The organism is Mycobacterium sp. 20KCMC460 (assembly GCF_022179425.1).
Taxonomy (GTDB): Bacteria; Actinomycetota; Actinomycetes; order Mycobacteriales; family Mycobacteriaceae; genus Mycobacterium; species Mycobacterium kiyosense.
In genome coordinates, this window is record NZ_AP025524.1 from 1,441,561 (window position 1) to 1,460,061 (window position 18,501).

Here is an 18,501-nt window from a genome sequence, read left to right on the forward strand (position 1 = left end):
ATGCTAACCAGGCTGCGGTGAAACGGCTTTCGGTCGTCCACAGGTGACTTGCGGCGGATCCGCGTGGTTGCCTAGCGTCGTCGAACTGTGCGTGCGGTCGTCGAAATCGCCCCGCCACCGGAGCTTCCGCGTTCGGAGCCCGCGGGCCTGTTGGCGTTGTTGTTGCCGATGGTCATGTCGGCCACCATGCTGGGCGTCACCGCCGCGGCGTTCTGGAGCGGTGCGCCGGTGGCGCGCAACCCTACCTTTCTCGCGTTTCCGACGATGATGTCGGTGTCGATGGTGGTGACGGCGCTGACCGGCCGCGGCCGTCGGCGGGGTACGGCGGTCAACGCCGACCGGCGACGATACTTCGATTACCTCAGCGCAGTGCGTCGTGAGGTCACTGAAATCGCTTCGGCGCAATATGATTCGGTGATTCGTTCGCACCCCGATCCCGACGAGTTGTGGACCCTGGCCGGCGGCGGTCGCATGTGGGAGCGGCGACCGGACGACCCGCTCTTCTGCGTGGTGCGTATCGGTGTCGGAACCGTTCCACTCGCCACCCCCGTGGTGGCTGCCCAGGGTCCGGCCGAGCAGCGGTGCGACCCGGTCAGCGTCGAGGCACTGCGCCGGTTTCTCGATGTCCATTCCTCGCTAGAAGCTCCCGTCGTGATCCGGTTGGATGCCACGGTGACGATCGACGGCGCGGCGCCGCGAGTGCGCGGGCTGCTGCGGGCGATCGTGTGCGAGCTGGCGGTGCTGCATTCGCCGGATCATCTGGCGATCGGCAGCGTGGTCAGCGAGTCGCGCGCACACCATTGGCAATGGCTGAAATGGCTGCCACACCGCCAGCATCCGAACGCAGGCACGGCCGCACCGCGCCGCACGGTGCTGATCGTCGACACCCCCGAGCCCGACGTGCCCGTGCCGGACGGCGGCACGGTGCTGCGGGTCGGCGCAGACGGCCCCGTGCTGCGCGTGCACCATCCCGGCGGGGTCGATGTGTTGACTGCCCCGGATCGGCTGGACGAGGCCGAGGCGGTGGCCTGCGCACGCCGGCTGGCGGCCCACTCCGGAACGTCGATACAGCCGGGTGACACTGCGTGGGTGAGCCTGGTCGGCATCGACGATATCGGCGGGTTCAACCCGAACTCGCTGTGGCACAACGGGATATCGCCGCTACGCGTCCCGATCGGCAGCACCGTCGACGGTCGGCCGGTGACACTCGACATCCGAGAGGCCGCCGAGCAGGGGATGGGACCGCACGGACTGTGTGTCGGCGCCACCGGCTCGGGCAAGTCGGAGCTGTTGCGCACCATCGCCCTGGGCATGATGGCGCGCAATTCGCCCGAAGTCCTCAACCTGCTACTGATCGACTTCAAAGGCGGCGCAACGTTCCTCGACTTCGCCGACTCGGCGCACGTGGCCGCCGTGGTCACCAACCTGGCCGACGAAGCGCCACTGGTCGCCCGGATGCGTGATGCCCTGGCCGGTGAGATGAACCGGCGGCAGCAACTACTGCGTAAGTCGGGTAGTGCCAGTGTTGCGGCCCACACCAAATCGCCTGCCGCCAAACCTCTTCCCGCCCTGTTCGTAATCGTCGACGAGTTCTCCGAGCTGCTCAGCCAGCATCCGGACTTCGCCGACACCTTCGTCGCGCTGGGACGACTGGGCCGCTCGCTGGGGATACACCTACTGCTGGCCAGTCAGCGGCTCGACGAAGGCCGGCTGCGGGGACTCGAGTCACACCTGTCCTACCGAATCTGTCTGAAAACGCTGTCGGCCAGCGAATCGCGAACCGTTCTGGGTACTCTCGACGCCTACGAGCTGCCGGCGGCGCCGGGCGCGGGCTATCTGCGGGTCGCCAACGGCGAGCCGATCCGCTTTCAGGCCGCATGCGTTTCGGGCCCACCACCACCTGAGCGGCCCGGCGTTGCCCAGCCGATCGAGGTACGGCGATTCACCGCGGCGTCCGACGAGGCGGTGACATGCGAGCGCCCGAGTACGTCCGTGTTGGGAATGATGTTGAGTCGGCTGTCGGGTCACGGGCCGCCGGCGCACCCGGTGTGGTTACCGCCGCTGCACGCGGCACCCTCCCTTGGTTCGCTGTTGAGGGGTTGCACGTCAAACCGATTGGCGGTTCCGATCGGTCTCGTCGACCTGCCATACGACCAGTCGCGGGTCCCGCTGATGGTCGAATTGTCCGGTGCCGCAGGCAACGTCGCCGTAGTCGGCGCACCGCAGTCGGGCAAGTCGACCGCACTGTGCACTCTCGTCACCGCCTTGGCAGCCACGCGGGACGCCGGACAGGCGCAGTTCTATTGCCTGGACTTCGGTGGCGGGATGCTTTCGTCGCTGCTCGACCTGCCGCACGTGGGTGCGGTCGCCGACCGCGGCCACCCAGAACTGGTCTGGCGGATGATCGCCGAACTGGAGTCGCAGCTGCACGCCCGCGCGGCCACCTTCCGGGATCACCCGACGGCGCGGCAATCCGTCGCCGATGTGTTCCTGGTCGTGGACGGTTGGGCGGCCCTGCGGCAGGAATTCGAGGAGATTGAGGAAACCGTCACGGCGATTGCGGGTCAAGGTCTTTCGTACGGTGTGCACGTAGTGCTGACGGCTTCGCGCTGGGCCGAACTGCGGCCCGCGTTGAAGGATCAGCTCGGCACCCGGATCGAGCTGCGACTGGGCGATCCGGCCGATTCCGAGTTCGACCGCAGCCAGGCCCGAAATGTGCCCGCCCACCGGCCGGGACGTGGACTGACCCACGACGGTGCGCACGTGATCGTCGCGCTGCCCGGGCTGGACGGGTTCGAGTTGCGCCGGGGTACCACGGTAGCGCCCCCGATACCGCTGCTGCCCAACATATTCGGCTACGACGCGATGGCTGCCGGGGATACGCGGGGGATCCTGCTCGGGCTCGAAGAGCGTTCATTACAACCTCTCGCGGTCGATTTCGAGCGAAACCGGCACCTGCTGATCCTGGGCGACAACGGCTGCGGAAAGACCTCCGCGCTGCGGACTCTGTGCCGGGAAATACTGCGTACCAACACCGCAGCGCAGGCGCAGCTGTTCTTGGTGGACTTCCGGCGTACGTTGCTCGGGGTGGTGGACACCGAACACCTCGGTAGCCATGCCATGTCGCCGGCGTCGCTGGGAACGATGTTGCCGGTCCTGGTCGACGCACTGCGCGCCCGGATGCCCGGAGCGGATGTCACGCAGGCACAGCTGCGGAGTCGATCGTGGTGGACCGGACCGGCAATCTACCTCGTGGTCGACGACTACGACCTGGCGGCCGGTGCCGCGTCGGGAAACCAGTTGAGCGAGCTACTCGAATACCTGCCGTATGCAACCGATCTCGGCCTGCATGTGATCGCCGCACGGCGCAGCGGCGGCGCGGCACGCGCCTTGTTCGAACCGCTGCTCGCGACGCTGCGCGACCTGGGCTGCATGACGCTGATGATGAGCGGTCGCCCCGATGACGGGCCGCTGCTCGGGCCGAAACCGCCGGTGCCGCTGCCGCCGGGCCGCGGCATCCTGACCACCCGTCCCGGCGTAGCGCAGCGGGTGCAGGTGGCCTGGAGCCCGCCCGGATGACCGCTCACCGTGCCGTCATCGCCGCCGGCCCTGCGGCGGTCCACCGATTATGTTGCGACGCAGACGAAATCAGCGCGGTCGCGGTGGCGGCGCTGCAGGCGATCGACGACCCGGTCGGGCTGCTGGACGAAGTGCCGGTGGCCGTCGACGCGCTGTGGTCGGCGGCGTTACGCTCCTTGGCCGAGGGGCACCTCGACGAGGTGGTCGTCGTGTATCCGTCGTGGTGGTCGGCGTCGCGAATCGGTGTGATCGACACGGCTGCAGGCACTTTGGGCGGCGTTGTATCGATTCGTCCCCGATCGTGGTTGTTCGCGACGGCGACGCGGGGCGAGACCGAACCCATGGTGACGGTGGAGATCGCCGAACGGCTGGTGGCGGTCACCGGCTCTGAAGTCGTCGCGGTGCCGCGCGCAGACGACCGGGTGGTCGAACAGGTGGCGGCCGCCGTCGCCACCGAGTCGGGACGGGTGCTGATCGATGCGCCAAGGCTGGTCGCCGGGGCGGCGCAGCTGGCAACCTCGATCGCAGCAGCGATCGGCCCCGGGACGGTCGTCCACCTCGACGACGTGCGGCTGGCCCGGCTGGTCGCGACAGCCGCCCACCCGTCGTCGCCCGCCCCGGTGGGCTCCGGACGGCGGCGCCGCACCGGGACCCGGCTGATCGGCGCCGCGCTCGTCGCAACCGGGCTGGCGCTGGCGGTCCCCACGGCGGTCGGTGAGGGACCGCGCCGGGTGCCGGTCGCCGCGCCGGTCCCGACCACGGTTCTGGTCGAGGGCAGGGTGGCGCTGACCGTTCCCGCCGGCTGGGTTGCCCGTCGAGTGCTCTCGGGATCGGGGTCGGCGCGAGTACAGCTCACCTCACCGACGGATCCCGAAGTGGCATTGCACGTCACCCAGTCACCGACACCCGGCGAAACGCTGAGCGGAACCGCCGAGCGGTTGCGGCGAGCAATCGACGGCGAGGCGGCCGGGGTGTTCGTCGACTTCGATGCCGCGGCCGTCAGCGCCGGCCGGCCCGCGGTGACCTATCGCGAAGTCCGAGCCGCCCACGACGTGCGCTGGACTGTCTTCGTCGACGGGTCGCTACGGATCAGCATCGGCTGCCAGAGCCCCACCGATGCCCCGGCCGCGGTGCGCGACGCCTGCGAGCAGGCCGTGCGGTCCGCGCACGCAGTCAGCTGAGAAATCCGCGATTTCGGATGGAACCATAGCGGCCCTGCGGCAGTCGAACTCAGTGAGCGAAAGGAGACACATGTGAGCTCACCAACGGGTACCGATTCGCTGAGTACCGACTTCGACCTGATGCGCTCGGTCGCAGCCACCACCGACGCCCGCAACGACGAGATCCGGTCGATGCTGCATGCCTTCATCGGCCGGGTGGGCAGCGTGCCCCCGTCGGTCTGGGGCGGAGCCGCCGCCGCGCGGTTCAAAGAAGTGGTGGATCGCTGGAAAGCCGAGTCGACGCGGCTGTACCACGTGCTGCACGAGATCGCCGAGACCATCCGCTATAACGAGACGGCGCTGCGCGAGGCCGGCCAGCAGCACGCGCACCGCATCGCCACGGCCGGCGGTGAGCTGTGATCTCGTACGATTTCGCCGCCATCGAGCACTCCGTTCGCCAGGACATCCACGCCACCTCGGCGCGTCTGAACACCGCCATCGAGGAGCTCAGGTCGCAGATTGCGCCGCTGCAGCAGCTGTGGACCCGCGAAGCGGCCGCCGCCTACCAGGCCGAACAGCTCAGATGGCAGCAGGCGGTTACCGCGCTCAACCAGATCCTGGTGGAGCTGGGCAATGCGGTCCGAGACGGCGCCGCCGAGGTGGCCGCCACGGACCGCCGGGCGGCCGGCAGCTGGGGGCGCTTTTGACCTGCGGGGATACCGATCGGTAAGCTGCTCGGTTGGCGTGCGGTGCCTACGGGCATGGGGCTCGGGTCAACGTCGGTCGCCGAGACCAACCCAATCGCACATGCCTTGACCGGCCCCCGGTTCACACCGGGATCCACCCTGAGAGAAGAAGGTAAGCGCTGTGCCCACATACGCGCCCAAGGCGGGTGACACCACCAGGTCGTGGTACGTCATCGACGCCACGGACGTCGTGCTTGGCCGCCTTGCCGTCGCAGCTGCCACCCTGCTGCGCGGCAAGCACAAGCCCACGTTCGCGCCCAACGTCGATGGCGGTGACTTCGTCATCGTCATCAACGCCGACAAGGTCGCCATCAGCGGCGACAAACTGCAGAGCAAGATGGCTTACAGCCACTCGGGGTATCCCGGCGGTCTGCGCAAGCGCAGCATCGGCGAGCTCATGCAAAAGCACCCCGACCGCGTGGTGGAGAAGGCGATCGTCGGCATGCTGCCCAAGAACAAGCTGAGTCGTCAGATCCAGAAGAAGCTGCGGGTCTATGCCGGCCCGGAGCATCCCCACACCGCTCAGCAGCCGGTTCCGTTCGAGATCAAGCAGGTGGCGCAATGACCGAGACCAGTGTGGAGGCCACCGAAGTGGTGGAAGCCGCGATCGAGGCCGCGCCCGTCGGCGAATCGTTCGTCTTCGAACGTCCCATCCAGACCGTGGGCCGCCGCAAGGAGGCCGTGGTGCGGGTTCGCCTGGTGCCCGGCACCGGCAAGTTCGACCTCAACGGCCGCAGCCTCGAGGACTACTTCCCGAACAAGGTGCACCAGCAGCTCATCAAGGCCCCGCTGGTCACCGTCGAGCGGGTGGACAACTACGACATCTACGCGCTGCTGCACGGCGGCGGGCCGTCCGGCCAGGCCGGTGCGCTGCGGCTGGGCATTGCCCGGGCGTTGATCGTGGCCAATCCGGAGGACCGGCCGGCGCTGAAGAAGGCCGGCTTCCTGACCCGTGACCCGCGCGCCACCGAGCGCAAGAAGTACGGACTCAAGAAGGCCCGCAAGGCACCTCAGTACAGCAAGCGCTGATCAGCCGTCACTGTTGAGCTGCGAGCGGGTCTCGCCCGGCGTGTCTGCCGACTGGCGTACTCGCTCGCAGCTCACAGTGGGTATGTGCAACACCGCCAACTGTGAGAGGTTTGACCTATGGGTCGACTATTCGGCACCGACGGCGTCCGTGGCGTCGCCAATCGCGAGCTGACCGCCGAACTGGCGCTCGCTCTGGGCGCCGCGGCGGCCCGGCACTTGGCGAGTTCCACCGGACCCGGCCGCCGCGTGGCCGTGATCGGGCGCGATCCGCGGGCCAGCGGCGAAATGCTGGAAGCCGCGGTCATCGCCGGGCTGACCAGCCAGGGCGTCGACGCGCTGCGGGTCGGTGTGCTCCCGACGCCCGCGGTCGCCTACCTGACCGGCGCATATGATGCCGATTTCGGTGTGATGATCTCCGCCTCGCACAACCCGATGCCCGACAACGGCATCAAGATCTTCGGCCCCGGCGGCCACAAACTCGACGACGATACCGAGGACCAGATCGAGAACCTGGTCGCGGGCGGGCCGGGCCTGCGCCCGGTCGGCGCGGGGATCGGCCGGGTCGTCGACGCGCAGGACGCGGCCGACCGCTACCTGCGCCACGTCGGCAAGGCAAGCACCAGCCGCCTCGACGGCCTGACCGTCGTCGTCGACTGCGCCCACGGCGCCGCGTCCACGGCGGCCCCCAGTGCCTACCGTGCGGCCGGGGCGCGTGTCATCGCGATCAACGCCGACCCCAACGGGCTCAACATCAACGACGGCTGCGGGTCCACGCACCTCGAATCGCTGCGCGCCGCGGTCACCGCGCACCGCGCCGACCTCGGCCTGGCGCACGACGGCGACGCCGACCGTTGTCTGGCCGTCGACGCCGACGGCGTACTCGTCGACGGCGACACCATCATGGTGGTCCTGGCGCTGGCCATGAAAGAAGCCGGCGAGCTGGCCTCCGACACATTGGTGGCGACGGTGATGAGCAACCTCGGGCTGCATCTGGCCATGCGCGCAGCAGGCGTGACGGTGCGCACCACCGGCGTCGGCGACCGCTACGTCCTGGAAGAACTGCGGGCCGGCGACTTCAGCCTGGGCGGTGAGCAGTCCGGCCACATCGTGATGCCGGCACTGGGCTCCACCGGCGACGGCATCGTCACCGGGCTGCGGTTGATGACCCGGATGGTGCAGACCGGCTCGTCGCTGGCAACCCTCGCCTCGGCGATGCGGACGTTGCCGCAGGTGCTGATCAACGTCGAGGTCGCGGACAAGGCCGCCGCTGCGGCCGCGCCCGCGGTTCAGTCGGCGGTGGCGCGGGCCGAGGCCGAGCTGGGTGACACCGGACGAATCCTGTTGCGGCCGTCCGGAACCGAGCCGCTGATCAGGGTGATGGTCGAAGCGGCCGACGAAGAGATCGCCCAGCGGCTGGCTGCGAGCGTGGCCGACGCGGTCAGCTCCGCCGGCTGAACAAATTTTTCTGAAATCGGTTGGAACCGCGCAGCCGTCCGTGCCGTCGAAACAGGTATGGGACATGAAAGTTCGTTCGGCGGCGCTGCGGTGGATGTGGCGGCGGTACGCGGTGTGGCCGACCGGATCGCCGAGGCCGCCGAGATGGTTGACCGCGCGGTGGCAAACCATCTGTCGCGGTTGACATTCGGTGCTTCGCGGGCGGGCCGGAACCATACGGTACGCGGCGACGCGCTGCGGGCCCGGCTGGACGGGCTGACAGCGGAGCTGTCGCAGTGGTCGCGGGCGGCGGCCGAGACGGCGGCAGCGCTGCGGGCAGGCGCTGACCGGTACACCGATGCCGACCTGTATGCCGCGGCGCGGATCGCCTGATCGTGGCCGAACGTTACGACGTCGCCGGACGGCTCGCTGAAGGGGTATCGGCGGTCGAGCACACCCAGAGCTATGTGCGCGCCAGTCAACTGGTCGGCTACGAGCACCCCGACCTGACCGCTCATCTCGGGCAGCTCCGCGATTGGTACGACAGCGAAGACGGGCTCGACCTGCGCGCCCTGGATGCCGACTGCGCGCAACTGCGGGCTGCGGGCACCGTCGCCATCGAGGCGTTGCGGCTGCAACGCGCCCAGTTGGCTGGGTTGGCGACGGCGTGGGCTGGGCCGGGGGCAGACGCCGCGGTCGCGTTCCTGCAGCGGCACTGCGACGTTGCCACGGTGCTGGTCGACGAAGTGCGTGCGGCTGCGCAGCGGTGCGAGTCGCTGCGCGACAACCTGTGGCGGTTGGTCGACGAGAAGGTGACGACCGTGACACGGATCGACGACAGCACGCTGGCGCAGCGACCGGTGTGGCTGGCCGCCGCGGCCGCGGTGACGGCCGGCGCCGGGAACCTCGAAGCGGCGCGGCAGGTGGTGGTCGAACAGGTAAAGCCGTACGTGGACAACGTCGTTCGTGGCGAATGGGTCGTGGCTATGCGGTCCGCGCGATCCGGTGTCGACGCGTGTTACGACATGGTCGTCGATCGAATGGCCGCCGCCGTGCCGGTTTATTTCGAGCTTCCGGGCGATCTGGGGCCGACGAGCTCCGCGCGGCGACCGGATGCGCCGCGTCCTGCGTCGGCGGCGCCCGCGATCTCCACGATGGGTCCTGTGCCCGCGACGGCTGCATCCGCGCCGGCTGCGGTGCCGCCGGCGCCGAATCCGGCTGTTGCGCAGCCGGATTCGGGCACCACCCCCGGCGGGGGCGGCGAGCCGAGCGGCCTCGGTGAGCTCGGCGGGATGGGCGGCCCCGCCGGCCTCGGTGAGCTCGGCGGGATGAGCGGCCCCGCCGGCCTCGGTGAGCTCGGCGGGATGAGCGGCCTGGGCGGGATCGGCGCGGTGGTCAGCGGCATCATCGAGGAGCTGGGCGGCCTGCTGAGTTCGGGCCTCGGCGAACTCGACGAGGCATCGGCGCCCATCGACCCGGCTGACAGCGCGGATACACCCGAAGAAGACGCTGAACTCCAGCACGAATCGGAGCCGCGGCACGAAGTTCAGGAACCGGCCGCGGTGCAGGCGCTCGCATCGCCGGGTGCTGCCGCCACAGCGGCTGAGCCGCAGGGGAGTTCGCCGCCGACGCCGGCTGGACAACCGACGGCCGCGCAGCCTGCCGCCACCCCGCCGCCGGCGAGCGCACCGCAGACGACCGAGCCCCCGCCACGCGGATCGACACCCTGCGAAATCGCCGCAGACGAACTCCCACAGGCCGGGCAGTAGCCGTGGCCGTCTCAGCCGGGCAGCAGTTGCAGCAGCTCCTCGACATAACGCACCGCCTCGCCGGATTCCTTCGTAAGAGGCCTGACCAGCAGCGTGGTGACTCCCGCGGCGGCGAAGACGGCCAGCCGCTCGGCGATGAAACCCCGCGGGCCCACCAGCGACATCCCACGGACCAATTCGTCGGGAACCGCTTCGACAGCCTCACGCTTGCGGCCGCTGAGGTAAAGCTCCTGGATCCGGTCCGCGACCTCGCCGAACCCGTAGCGGGTCGCCACATTATGGTAGAAATTGCGACCCTTGGCGCCCATCCCGCCGATATAGAGAGCCAATTGTGGCTTCGCCCAAGACAATCGGTCATCGACATCGTCGCCGATCGCCAGCGACGTACCGACCATCACGTCCAGCGGACCCAAGGCGGGATCGCGTTTTGCGGTGCCGGCCGCCAGCGCCTCACCCCACACCTGCGCGGCCTTCTCCGGGTAATAGAACACCGGCTGCCAGCCGTCGGCGATCTCCGCCGTGAGTTCGACGTTCTTAGGTCCGAGCGCCGCAATCGATATCGGAATACGTTCGCGCACTGGGTGATTGATAAGTTTCAGCGCCTTGCCCAGCCCGGTTCCACGATCGGCCGGCAGCGGGATCTGATAGTGCTTGCCGACATACTCCACCCGTTCCCGGCGCCACACCTGGCGGCAGATCTCCACGATCTCCCGGGTGCGGCCCAATGGAGAGTCGAACTCCACGCCGTGGAAGCCCTCCATCACCTGCGGTCCGGAGGTCCCTATCCCGAGCTGGAAGCGGCCGTCGGAGACGTAATCCAGGCCGGCGGCCGTCATCGCCAGCAGCGTGGGAGTGCGGATGAAGATCGGCAACACCCCGGACGCCAGTTCGACGGTGCTGGTCTTGGCCGCCAGGTAGCCCAACTGGCTGATGGCGTCGAAGGCATACGCTTCAGCCACCACGACGACGTCGATACCCGCCTTCTCCAGTTCGACCACGCGGTCGACGGCCTCGTGAAACCCGCCCGAGTAGTCCAGGGCAATCCCGATTCGCATCAACGACACTTACCACGCGGGGCGCAGCTCACTTCAGCAGCGCGACAATCTTCTCCTCCGGAGTTACCGGCGGCGCCTCGGGGTCCACCGGAGCGGTCTTAGGCAACGCCACGTCGGGGTCGGCGAAATCGCGGTAGGTCTTGTCGCGGCCCAGGGTGCTGAGCAGATACCCGGTCAGCAGCGCTCGAACCGCCCGCTGCGTCTTGCGGTCCGAGCCGGCCAGCCCGACCGCCTTGGCCAACCGTCGGCCCTCCACCAGGCCGCCGCCTTCCGCCTTCTTGACGATGCGCAACGTAGCCGCGTCCCACGCCTGCGACAACGCCAGGGCGTTGGAGTTCAATGTCTTGGGGTCGTCCGGCGCGGTCAGGATCAGACCCGGTACGCGCAACGTCGCGGCGGGCTGCTCGGCCGGGGGAGAGGTCACGGTCGGAAAGAGCGCCACCACGGCCGCCGGCTTGTGCGGCATACCGGCCGCGGCAAACACCGCGGCCGAGCCCCCGAAACCGTGACCGACCAGACCGAGCTTGGTGGGGTGCACGCTGATCTTTCCCGGCCCCAACCGCACCCCGGCGACGATGTCGAGGGCCACACCGAGGTCGAACGCGAAGTTCATCACCGACGGCGCCAAGCCGCGCTGGGTGTCCGGCGCGCCGACCACGATCCCCCACGACGCCAAGTGCTCCAGCAGCCCCGCGTATTGCGCGCTGCCGGTGAGCCAGTCGTGGCCGAACGCGATGGCAGGCAGGTTCAGCCCGGATGCCGGGGTGTACACCACCCCCGGGAGTCCGGCAAAGGCCAGGTCGCCGCGCAAAACGCGGTGCGGACCAGGGCGGCTGAGGGCGGCGAAGAGCTTGCGGGTGCGGGCCACCCGTCGACGTTAGCGGTGGGCCGACGGATGGGTCCAGTGGGTCCAGGTCGCGCCGTCCCAGTAGCGCTGCGTGGCCTGTCCGGTCGGGTCCGGGTGCCACCCGGGCGGGCAGCCGGCCGGCGCGACGTGGGCAATCTCACGACTGGACTGCGCCCGCACCCGCTTGATGGCGCTCAAGTTCGAGAACGGCGCAATCCAGTTGAACAGCAGAATCGACGCGGGGCTCCACCAGCCGGCGCACAGGTTCTGGGTCTGGGTGCGCCGGTACGCGGCCTCGCACTGTTCCAGCGTCCCCGTGACGGTGGTAGTGCGCTGTTGCCAGAAGATCAGCGCGCCGATGTGCTCGATCAGGCGCAGCTGAAACAGGCGCCCCGGATGCGGATATCCGCCCAGGTCGGTTCCGCGCGGGCGGTCGTGCGGGGACACCTGCACTACCCTGGTCAGAATGTGCGGAATCGTCGGCTACGTCGGGCAGCGGCCTGCCTGCGATGTCGTCATGAATGCGCTGCGCCGGATGGAATACCGCGGCTACGACTCGTCGGGCATCGCGCTGGTCGACGGAAAAGGCCGGCTCACCGTCCGCCGCCGGGCCGGTCAGCTGGCCAATCTGGAAGCCGCGATCACCGAGATGTCAGCCTCGGAGCTGGCCGGCACCGCCGGGTTGGGCCACACCCGCTGGGCCACCCACGGCCGCCCCACCGACCGCAACGCGCACCCGCATCGCGACGCCGCCGGACGCATCGCCGTCGTGCACAACGGCATCATCGAGAACTTCGCCGCCCTGCGCCAGGAGCTGGAGGCCACCGGTGTGGAGTTCGCCAGCGACACCGACACCGAGGTCGCGGTGCACCTGGTGGCACAGGCCTTCCATCAAGGCCCGACCGCCGGCGACTTCGTGGCCTCGGTGCTGTGCGTGCTGCGCCGGCTCGAAGGACACTTCACCCTGGTCTTCGCCAACGCCGACGATCCCGGCACCATCGTGGCCGCCCGCCGGTCGACCCCGCTGGTGGTGGGGATCGGCGACGGCGAAATGTTCGTCGGGTCCGACGTGGCCGCCTTCATCGAACACACCCGTCAGGCCGTCGAACTGGGCCAGGACCAGGCCGTGGTGATCACCGCCGACGGCTACCGGATCACCGACTTCCACGGCAACGACGACGCAGCCAACGCCCGCGAGTTCCATATCGATTGGGACCTGGCCGCCGCCGAGAAGGGCGGCTACGAGTACTTCATGCTCAAAGAGATCGCCGAGCAACCGACCGCGGTGGCCGACACGCTGCTCGGCCACTTCGTGGACAACCGGATCGTGCTCGACGAACAGCGATTGTCCGATCAGGAACTGCGCGAGATCGACAAGGTGTTCGTGGTCGCCTGCGGTACCGCCTACCACTCCGGGCTGCTCGCCAAGTACGCGATCGAGCACTGGACGCGGCTGCCCGTCGAAGTGGAGCTGGCCAGCGAATTCCGCTACCGCGATCCGGTTCTGGACCGCAGCACGCTGGTGGTGGCGATCTCCCAGTCCGGGGAGACCGCCGACACGCTGGAAGCGGTGCGCCACGCCAAGGAGCAGAAGGCCAAGGTGCTCGCGGTCTGCAACACCAATGGCTCGCAGATCCCGCGGGAATGCGATGCGGTGCTCTACACCCGCGCCGGCCCCGAGATCGGCGTCGCGTCGACCAAGACGTTCCTGGCGCAGGTCGCGGCCAACTACCTGGTCGGCCTGGCGCTGGCGCAGGCACGCGGCACCAAGTACCCCGACGAGGTGGAGCGGGAGTACCGCGAGCTGGAAGCGATGCCGGACCTGGTGGCCCGGGTGATCGCAGCGACCGACCCGGTGGCCGAACTGGCCTACCGCTTCGCCAAGTCCTCGACGGTGCTGTTCCTGGGCCGCCACGTCGGCTACCCGGTGGCGTTGGAAGGCGCACTCAAGCTCAAGGAACTGGCCTACATGCACGCCGAGGGGTTCGCGGCCGGTGAGCTCAAGCACGGACCCATCGCGCTGATCGAAGACGACCTGCCCGTCATCGTCGTGATGCCCTCACCAAAGGGCTCGGCCACGTTGCATGCCAAGTTGCTGTCCAACATCCGCGAGATCCAGGCGCGCGGCGCGGTGACCATCGTGATCGCCGAGGAGGGCGACGACACGGTCCGCCCGTACGCCGATCACTTGATCGAAATACCTTCGGTGTCAACGCTTTTGCAGCCGCTGCTGTCGACGATCCCGCTGCAGGTGTTTGCCGCGTCGGTGGCTCAGGCCCGCGGCTACGATGTCGACAAGCCGCGAAATCTGGCAAAGTCCGTCACCGTCGAATAGGCGCGAACAGCCGTCGGGGAGGCACATGAGGCGGGGCATCATCGGTGTTGCGATCTTTGTCGCGGCATACGTAGGTCTGATCACGTTGTACGCCGTCACCGGCATGGGCCCGCCGCACCCGGTCAGCCAAGCGGGACCGGCCGCCGACGGCACCACGGTGACCGTGGACGTCGAAGGGATCCAGCCGTATAAGAGCGTGCTGGTGGCCAACCTGACCGTCGCGCCGGGGCCGGCGCTGCTGGATCCGCAGACCGGCGCCCTCAAGGACGACCTCACTGTCTCGGTCACCTCCGCGACGACGCCGACCACCCGCTCCTGGCCGAAGGGCACCCAGCCGGGCGTCTTCCCGGTATCGCTGAACATCAACGGTGACGTGTCGGACTGGCCGCTGGACAGCTATCGTTCCGGGCCCGTCTCGGTGGACCTGTTCCGCGGCGCCGGACGGCCGCCTGAACGCCAGTCGGTGACATTCGTCGACCGGTTGCCGGGCTGGAAGGTCGAAGTGTCCGACGGCGAGGCGCAGGCGCCCTACCGGGTGCAGGTGGAGCGCTCGCCGAGCACGATAGCGCTCGCCGTCGTCCTGCTCGCGGTGTTGCTCACCCTCGCTGCGGTGGCGCTGTACGTCTCCGTTCAGACGGTGCGCGGCCTGCGTAAATTCCAGCCGCCGATGACGACCTGGTTCGCGGCCATGCTGTTCGCGGTGATGCCGCTGCGCAACGCGCTACCCGACTCCCCGCCGTTCGGGGCCTGGATCGACGTCACGATCGTGGTGTGGGTGATCGTGGCGCTGGTGACCGCGATGACGCTCTATGTCTCCTGTTGGTGGCGGCATCTGGCCCCCGGCTACGACGAGCCGGCGAAATCCGTCGTGGAGCGGCCGCCGGCGGAACGCGAATAAGCTGAACCCGTGGTGAACAAAGCTGCGTCGGCACGGCTGCGCGTCCTGGTGATGGCCGTCTGGCGCTATGTCACCAGCGCCCCGCTGACCTACGGCTGGCTACTTGTGTTGGCGGTCACCACGATCGTGCAGCACGTGCTCACCCACCGCCAACTGCACTCGGTGCTCCTGCACCGGTTCACCAACATCCACGCCCTGGCCACTGATCCGCTGCAGGTGCTGTTCTCCAGCCTGTTCTGGATCGACGGCAAGAGCCTGGAACCCTATCTGCTGCTGTTCACCCTGTTCCTCGCCCCGGCCGAACGCTGGTTGGGCCAGTTGCGTTGGCTCACAGTGGGATTGAGCGCACATATCCTGGCCACCTACATCAGCGAAGGACTGCTCTACATCGCGATCGAACTGCACAACGCCTCCGAGCGGTCGGTGCGCGCACACGACATCGGGGTCAGCTACTTCCTGGTCGGGGTGATGGGGGTGCTGACTTATCACATCGCGCGGCCCTGGCGGTGGGGCTATCTCGCGGTGCTGCTGCTCATCTTCGGCTTCCCGGTGCTCATCATGGACCGCATCGAGCTCAGTTTCACCGCGATCGGCCACTTCGCGTCGCTGCTGATCGGCCTGGCCTTCTACCCGATGACCAAGGAGCGCAAGCGCGCGCAGCTGAGCCCGGACAAAATCAGGGACAGGTATCGGCGTCTGCGCGCCACGGCGTCCAAGTGACCCGTCCACCGCGCCTACCGTTCCGAAGCCGCGGCGCGGCTGTGCGGGTCGGCCGCGACACGTAATGTTGGGGAGCGCGGGGCAGGGAACGACGGGAGCGAACGGCTGATGCGGCATTACTACTCGGCAGACGCGATCCGCGAGGCCGAAGCGCCGCTGCTGGCCAGCCTTCCCGACGGCGCCCTGATGCGCCGAGCCGCTTTCGGTCTGGCCACCGAGATCCTGCGCGAGCTGACCGCCCGCACGGGCGGGGTCGCCGGCCGGCGGGTCTGTGCGGTCGTCGGTTCGGGTGACAACGGCGGGGACGCGCTGTGGGCGGCGACCTTCGTGCGCCGCCGCGGGGCGGCCGCCGACGCCGTGTTGCTCAACCCGGACCACACCCATCGCAACGGGCTGGCGGCGTTCCGCAAAGCCGGCGGCCGGGTCGTCGAAAAGGTCGATGCGGCAACCGATCTCGTCATCGACGGGGTGGTGGGCATCTCCGGGTCCGGTCCGCTGCGGCCGGCGGCGGCCGAGGTGTTCGAGCAGGCTGCCGGAATACCGGTGCTGGCCGTCGACATCCCCAGCGGCATCGACGTCGCGACCGGCGCGATCACCGGACCCGCTGTGCACGCCGCGGCAACGGTCACCTTCGGCGGACTCAAGCCCGTGCATGCGCTGGCCGACTGCGGCCGCGTCGCACTCATCGACATCGGTCTGGACCTGCCACCCACCGACCTGCTGGGATTCGAGGCCGCCGATGTCCTGGCGCGCTGGCCGGTGCCGGGCACTCGCGACGACAAGTACACCCAGGGCGTCACCGGCGTGCTGGCGGGCTCCTCGACCTATCCGGGGGCTGCGGTGCTGTGCACGGGCGCGGCAGTGGCCACCCACTCGGGCATGGTCCGCTACGCCGGCACCGCCAAAGACCAGGTGCTGGCGCACTGGCCGGAGGTGATCGCATCGCCCACCCCGGCGGCCGCCGGTCGAGTGCAGGCCTGGGTGGTGGGGCCGGGTCTGGGCACCGACGACAACGCTGCCGCCGCGTTGTGGTTCGCCCTCGAAAGCGACCTGCCGGTGCTGGTGGACGCCGACGGTCTCACCATGCTGGCCGCCCATCCCGATCTGCTCGAAAACCGCAGCGCGCCGACCGTCCTGACGCCGCATGCCGGCGAGTTCGCCCGGCTCGCGGGGGCGCCGCCGGGCGACGACCGGGTCACCGCGGTGCGCAGACTCGCGGACGCGTTCGGGGCCACCGTGCTGCTCAAGGGCAACGTCACCGTCATCGCCGACCCGGGCGGTTCAGCGTATCTGAACCCGGCCGGCCAGTCCTGGGCGGCGACCGCCGGCTCGGGGGACGTGCTGTCCGGCATGATCGGTGCGCTGCTGGCCTCGGGTCTGCCGCCCGCCGAGGCCGCCGCGGCCGCCGCGTTCGTGCACGCCCGGGCGGCCGGGCTGGCGGCGGCCAACCCCGGACCCGGCGAGGCGCCCACGTCGGCGTCGCGCATCCTGCATCACATCCGGGCCGCAGTGGCCTCCCTCTAGCCCCGAAAGGACCCACCGTGTCCCACAGCCATCCGACAGCGGACACCCATTCCCTGGCGCCCGCCTACACCAGCCGGTTGTTCACTGCGCCGGTGCCGGCGCTGCGGCTGCCCGAGGAGTCGATGGACCCCGAAGCGGCCTACCGGTTCATCCACGACGAGTTGATGCTGGACGGTAGCTCGCGGTTGAACCTGGCCACCTTCGTCACCACCTGGATGGACCCCGAGGCCGGCAAGCTGATGGCCGAGACCTTCGACAAGAACATGATCGACAAGGACGAATACCCGGCGACCGCGGCGATCGAGCAGCGCTGCGTGTGCATGGTGGCCGACCTGTTCCACGCCGAGAACCTCAGCGACTCCGACCCCGCCAGTGCCTGCGGCGTGTCGACGATCGGCTCCAGTGAGGCGGTGATGCTGGGCGGCCTGGCCATGAAATGGCGGTGGCGTCAGCGGGTCGGCAAAGACTGGCGGGGCCGCACGCCCAACCTGGTGATGGGCTCCAACGTGCAGGTGGTGTGGGAGAAGTTCTGCCGCTACTTCGATGTCGAGCCGATCTACCTGCCGATGGAGGAAGGGCGTTATGTCATCACCCCCGAGCAGGTGGTCGACGCCGTCAACGAGGACACCATCGGGGTGGTGGCGATCCTGGGCACCACCTACACCGGCGAACTCGAACCCGTCGCGGAGATCTGCGCGGCGCTGGACAGCCTCGCAGCAAGCGGCGGGGTGGACATTCCGGTGCACGTGGACGCCGCCAGCGGGGGATTCGTGGTGCCGTTCCTGCACCCCGAGCTCAAATGGGACTTCCGGCTGCCGCGGGTGGTGTCGATCAACGTCAGCGGCCACAAGTACGGCCTGACCTATCCCGGTATCGGTTTCGTGGTGTGGCGCAGCTCCGAATACCTGCCCGAGGATCTGATCTTCCGGGTCAACTATCTCGGCGGCGACATGCCGACCTTCACGCTGAACTTCTCCCGGCCCGGCAACCAGGTGGTCGGTCAGTATTACAACTTCCTGCGGCTGGGCCGCGAGGGCTATACCCAGGTGATGCAGTCGCTGTCGGCGACGGCGCGCTGGCTCGGCGAGCAGCTGCGCACCGGCGAGCACTGCGAGCTCATCTCCGACGGCTCGGCGATCCCGGTGGTCAGCTTCCGGCTGGCCAAGGACCGCGGCTACACCGAGTTCGACGTCTCCCACGAGCTGCGCGGCTACGGATGGCAGGTGCCCGCCTACACCATGCCGGAGAACGCCACGAACGTCTCCGTGTTGCGCATCGTGGTGCGCGAGGGCCTGTCCGCCGACCTGGCCCGCGCACTGCACGACGACGCGCGCAAGGCGCTGGCGTCGCTGGACAAGCTCAAGCCGGGCGGGCACTACGACGCGGAGCACTTCGCGCACTGAGC

Annotated in this window: 17 protein-coding genes; 14 read left to right on the plus strand and 3 right to left on the minus strand. The window is 68.9% G+C overall.

The window, feature by feature from the left end:
* Positions 1 to 87: 87 nt before the first annotated feature.
* The 9 genes from eccCb to MKCMC460_RS06765 all read left to right on the plus strand — a co-directional run bounded on the left by eccCb (position 88) and on the right by MKCMC460_RS06765 (position 9,717).
* A complete protein-coding gene (eccCb, locus tag MKCMC460_RS06725; RefSeq protein ID WP_238305426.1) occupies positions 88 to 3,579 on the plus strand; it encodes a type VII secretion protein EccCb in 3,492 nt (1,163 codons plus the stop codon).
* Positions 3,576 to 4,760, plus strand: a complete 1,185-nt coding sequence (locus tag MKCMC460_RS06730; protein WP_238305428.1) for a type VII secretion-associated protein — start codon at positions 3,576 to 3,578, stop codon at positions 4,758 to 4,760. The genes eccCb and MKCMC460_RS06730 overlap by 4 nt, the downstream gene beginning before the upstream one ends.
* Positions 4,761 to 4,832: 72 nt before the next feature.
* Positions 4,833 to 5,159, plus strand: coding sequence for a WXG100 family type VII secretion target (locus tag MKCMC460_RS06735; protein WP_236981219.1), 327 nt, complete (start codon positions 4,833 to 4,835; stop codon positions 5,157 to 5,159).
* Entirely contained in the window at positions 5,156 to 5,446 is a 291-nt protein-coding gene (locus MKCMC460_RS06740; protein WP_238305429.1) for a WXG100 family type VII secretion target, read from the plus strand. The genes MKCMC460_RS06735 and MKCMC460_RS06740 overlap by 4 nt, the downstream gene beginning before the upstream one ends.
* Before the next feature lie 160 nt (positions 5,447 to 5,606).
* Complete coding sequence (gene rplM / locus MKCMC460_RS06745) at positions 5,607 to 6,050, plus strand: 50S ribosomal protein L13 (protein ID WP_236981221.1); 444 nt, start codon at positions 5,607 to 5,609, stop codon at positions 6,048 to 6,050.
* Positions 6,047 to 6,514 carry a 30S ribosomal protein S9 gene (gene rpsI / locus MKCMC460_RS06750; RefSeq protein ID WP_236981222.1) on the plus strand — a complete coding sequence of 156 codons (468 nt, stop codon included), beginning with the start codon at positions 6,047 to 6,049 and terminating at the stop codon, positions 6,512 to 6,514. Before rplM ends, rpsI begins: the two co-directional genes overlap by 4 nt.
* A 117-nt stretch (positions 6,515 to 6,631) precedes the next feature.
* Positions 6,632 to 7,969 carry a phosphoglucosamine mutase gene (glmM, locus tag MKCMC460_RS06755; protein ID WP_236981223.1) on the plus strand — a complete coding sequence of 446 codons (1,338 nt, stop codon included), beginning with the start codon at positions 6,632 to 6,634 and terminating at the stop codon, positions 7,967 to 7,969.
* A 57-nt stretch (positions 7,970 to 8,026) separates the two neighbouring features.
* The gene (locus tag MKCMC460_RS06760) at positions 8,027 to 8,341 is read left to right on the plus strand and encodes a hypothetical protein (RefSeq protein WP_236981224.1); all 315 of its coding nucleotides are present in this window, start codon (positions 8,027 to 8,029) and stop codon (positions 8,339 to 8,341) included.
* A 2-nt stretch (positions 8,342 to 8,343) separates the two neighbouring features.
* Positions 8,344 to 9,717, plus strand: a complete 1,374-nt coding sequence (locus tag MKCMC460_RS06765) for a hypothetical protein (RefSeq protein ID WP_236981225.1) — start codon at positions 8,344 to 8,346, stop codon at positions 9,715 to 9,717.
* A gap of 11 nt (positions 9,718 to 9,728) precedes the next feature.
* Here the strand turns inward: MKCMC460_RS06765 and MKCMC460_RS06770 are convergent, their stop codons facing one another.
* From MKCMC460_RS06770 to MKCMC460_RS06780, 3 genes are read right to left on the minus strand one after another with little or no spacing between them, the layout of a single operon-like run.
* Positions 9,729 to 10,772, minus strand: coding sequence for an LLM class F420-dependent oxidoreductase (locus MKCMC460_RS06770; protein WP_236981226.1), 1,044 nt, complete (start codon positions 10,770 to 10,772; stop codon positions 9,729 to 9,731).
* A gap of 28 nt (positions 10,773 to 10,800) precedes the next feature.
* A complete protein-coding gene (locus MKCMC460_RS06775) occupies positions 10,801 to 11,640 on the minus strand; it encodes a dienelactone hydrolase family protein (protein WP_236981227.1) in 840 nt (279 codons plus the stop codon).
* Positions 11,641 to 11,649: 9 nt separating this feature from the next.
* Positions 11,650 to 12,066 (minus strand): DUF2510 domain-containing protein, encoded by a 417-nt coding sequence (locus tag MKCMC460_RS06780; protein ID WP_370653081.1) that lies wholly within the window; start codon positions 12,064 to 12,066, stop codon positions 11,650 to 11,652.
* Positions 12,067 to 12,085: 19 nt separating this feature from the next.
* On the opposite strand from MKCMC460_RS06780, the gene glmS reads away from it, so the two are divergent.
* The 5 genes from glmS to MKCMC460_RS06805 all read left to right on the plus strand — a co-directional run bounded on the left by glmS (position 12,086) and on the right by MKCMC460_RS06805 (position 18,499).
* Positions 12,086 to 13,954, plus strand: coding sequence for a glutamine--fructose-6-phosphate transaminase (isomerizing) (gene glmS / locus MKCMC460_RS06785; protein ID WP_236981228.1), 1,869 nt, complete (start codon positions 12,086 to 12,088; stop codon positions 13,952 to 13,954).
* 25 nt (positions 13,955 to 13,979) lie between these two features.
* Positions 13,980 to 14,852, plus strand: coding sequence for a DUF4436 domain-containing protein (locus MKCMC460_RS06790; protein WP_236981229.1), 873 nt, complete (start codon positions 13,980 to 13,982; stop codon positions 14,850 to 14,852).
* 51 nt (positions 14,853 to 14,903) lie between these two features.
* Positions 14,904 to 15,572: a rhomboid-like protein gene (locus MKCMC460_RS06795; protein WP_370653146.1), complete on the plus strand. Its 669-nt coding sequence runs from the start codon at positions 14,904 to 14,906 to the stop codon at positions 15,570 to 15,572.
* Positions 15,573 to 15,680: 108 nt separating this feature from the next.
* Positions 15,681 to 17,096 (plus strand): NAD(P)H-hydrate dehydratase, encoded by a 1,416-nt coding sequence (locus MKCMC460_RS06800; protein ID WP_238305430.1) that lies wholly within the window; start codon positions 15,681 to 15,683, stop codon positions 17,094 to 17,096.
* A gap of 17 nt (positions 17,097 to 17,113) precedes the next feature.
* Positions 17,114 to 18,499, plus strand: coding sequence for a glutamate decarboxylase (locus tag MKCMC460_RS06805; protein ID WP_238305431.1), 1,386 nt, complete (start codon positions 17,114 to 17,116; stop codon positions 18,497 to 18,499).
* Positions 18,500 to 18,501 lie beyond the last annotated feature (2 nt).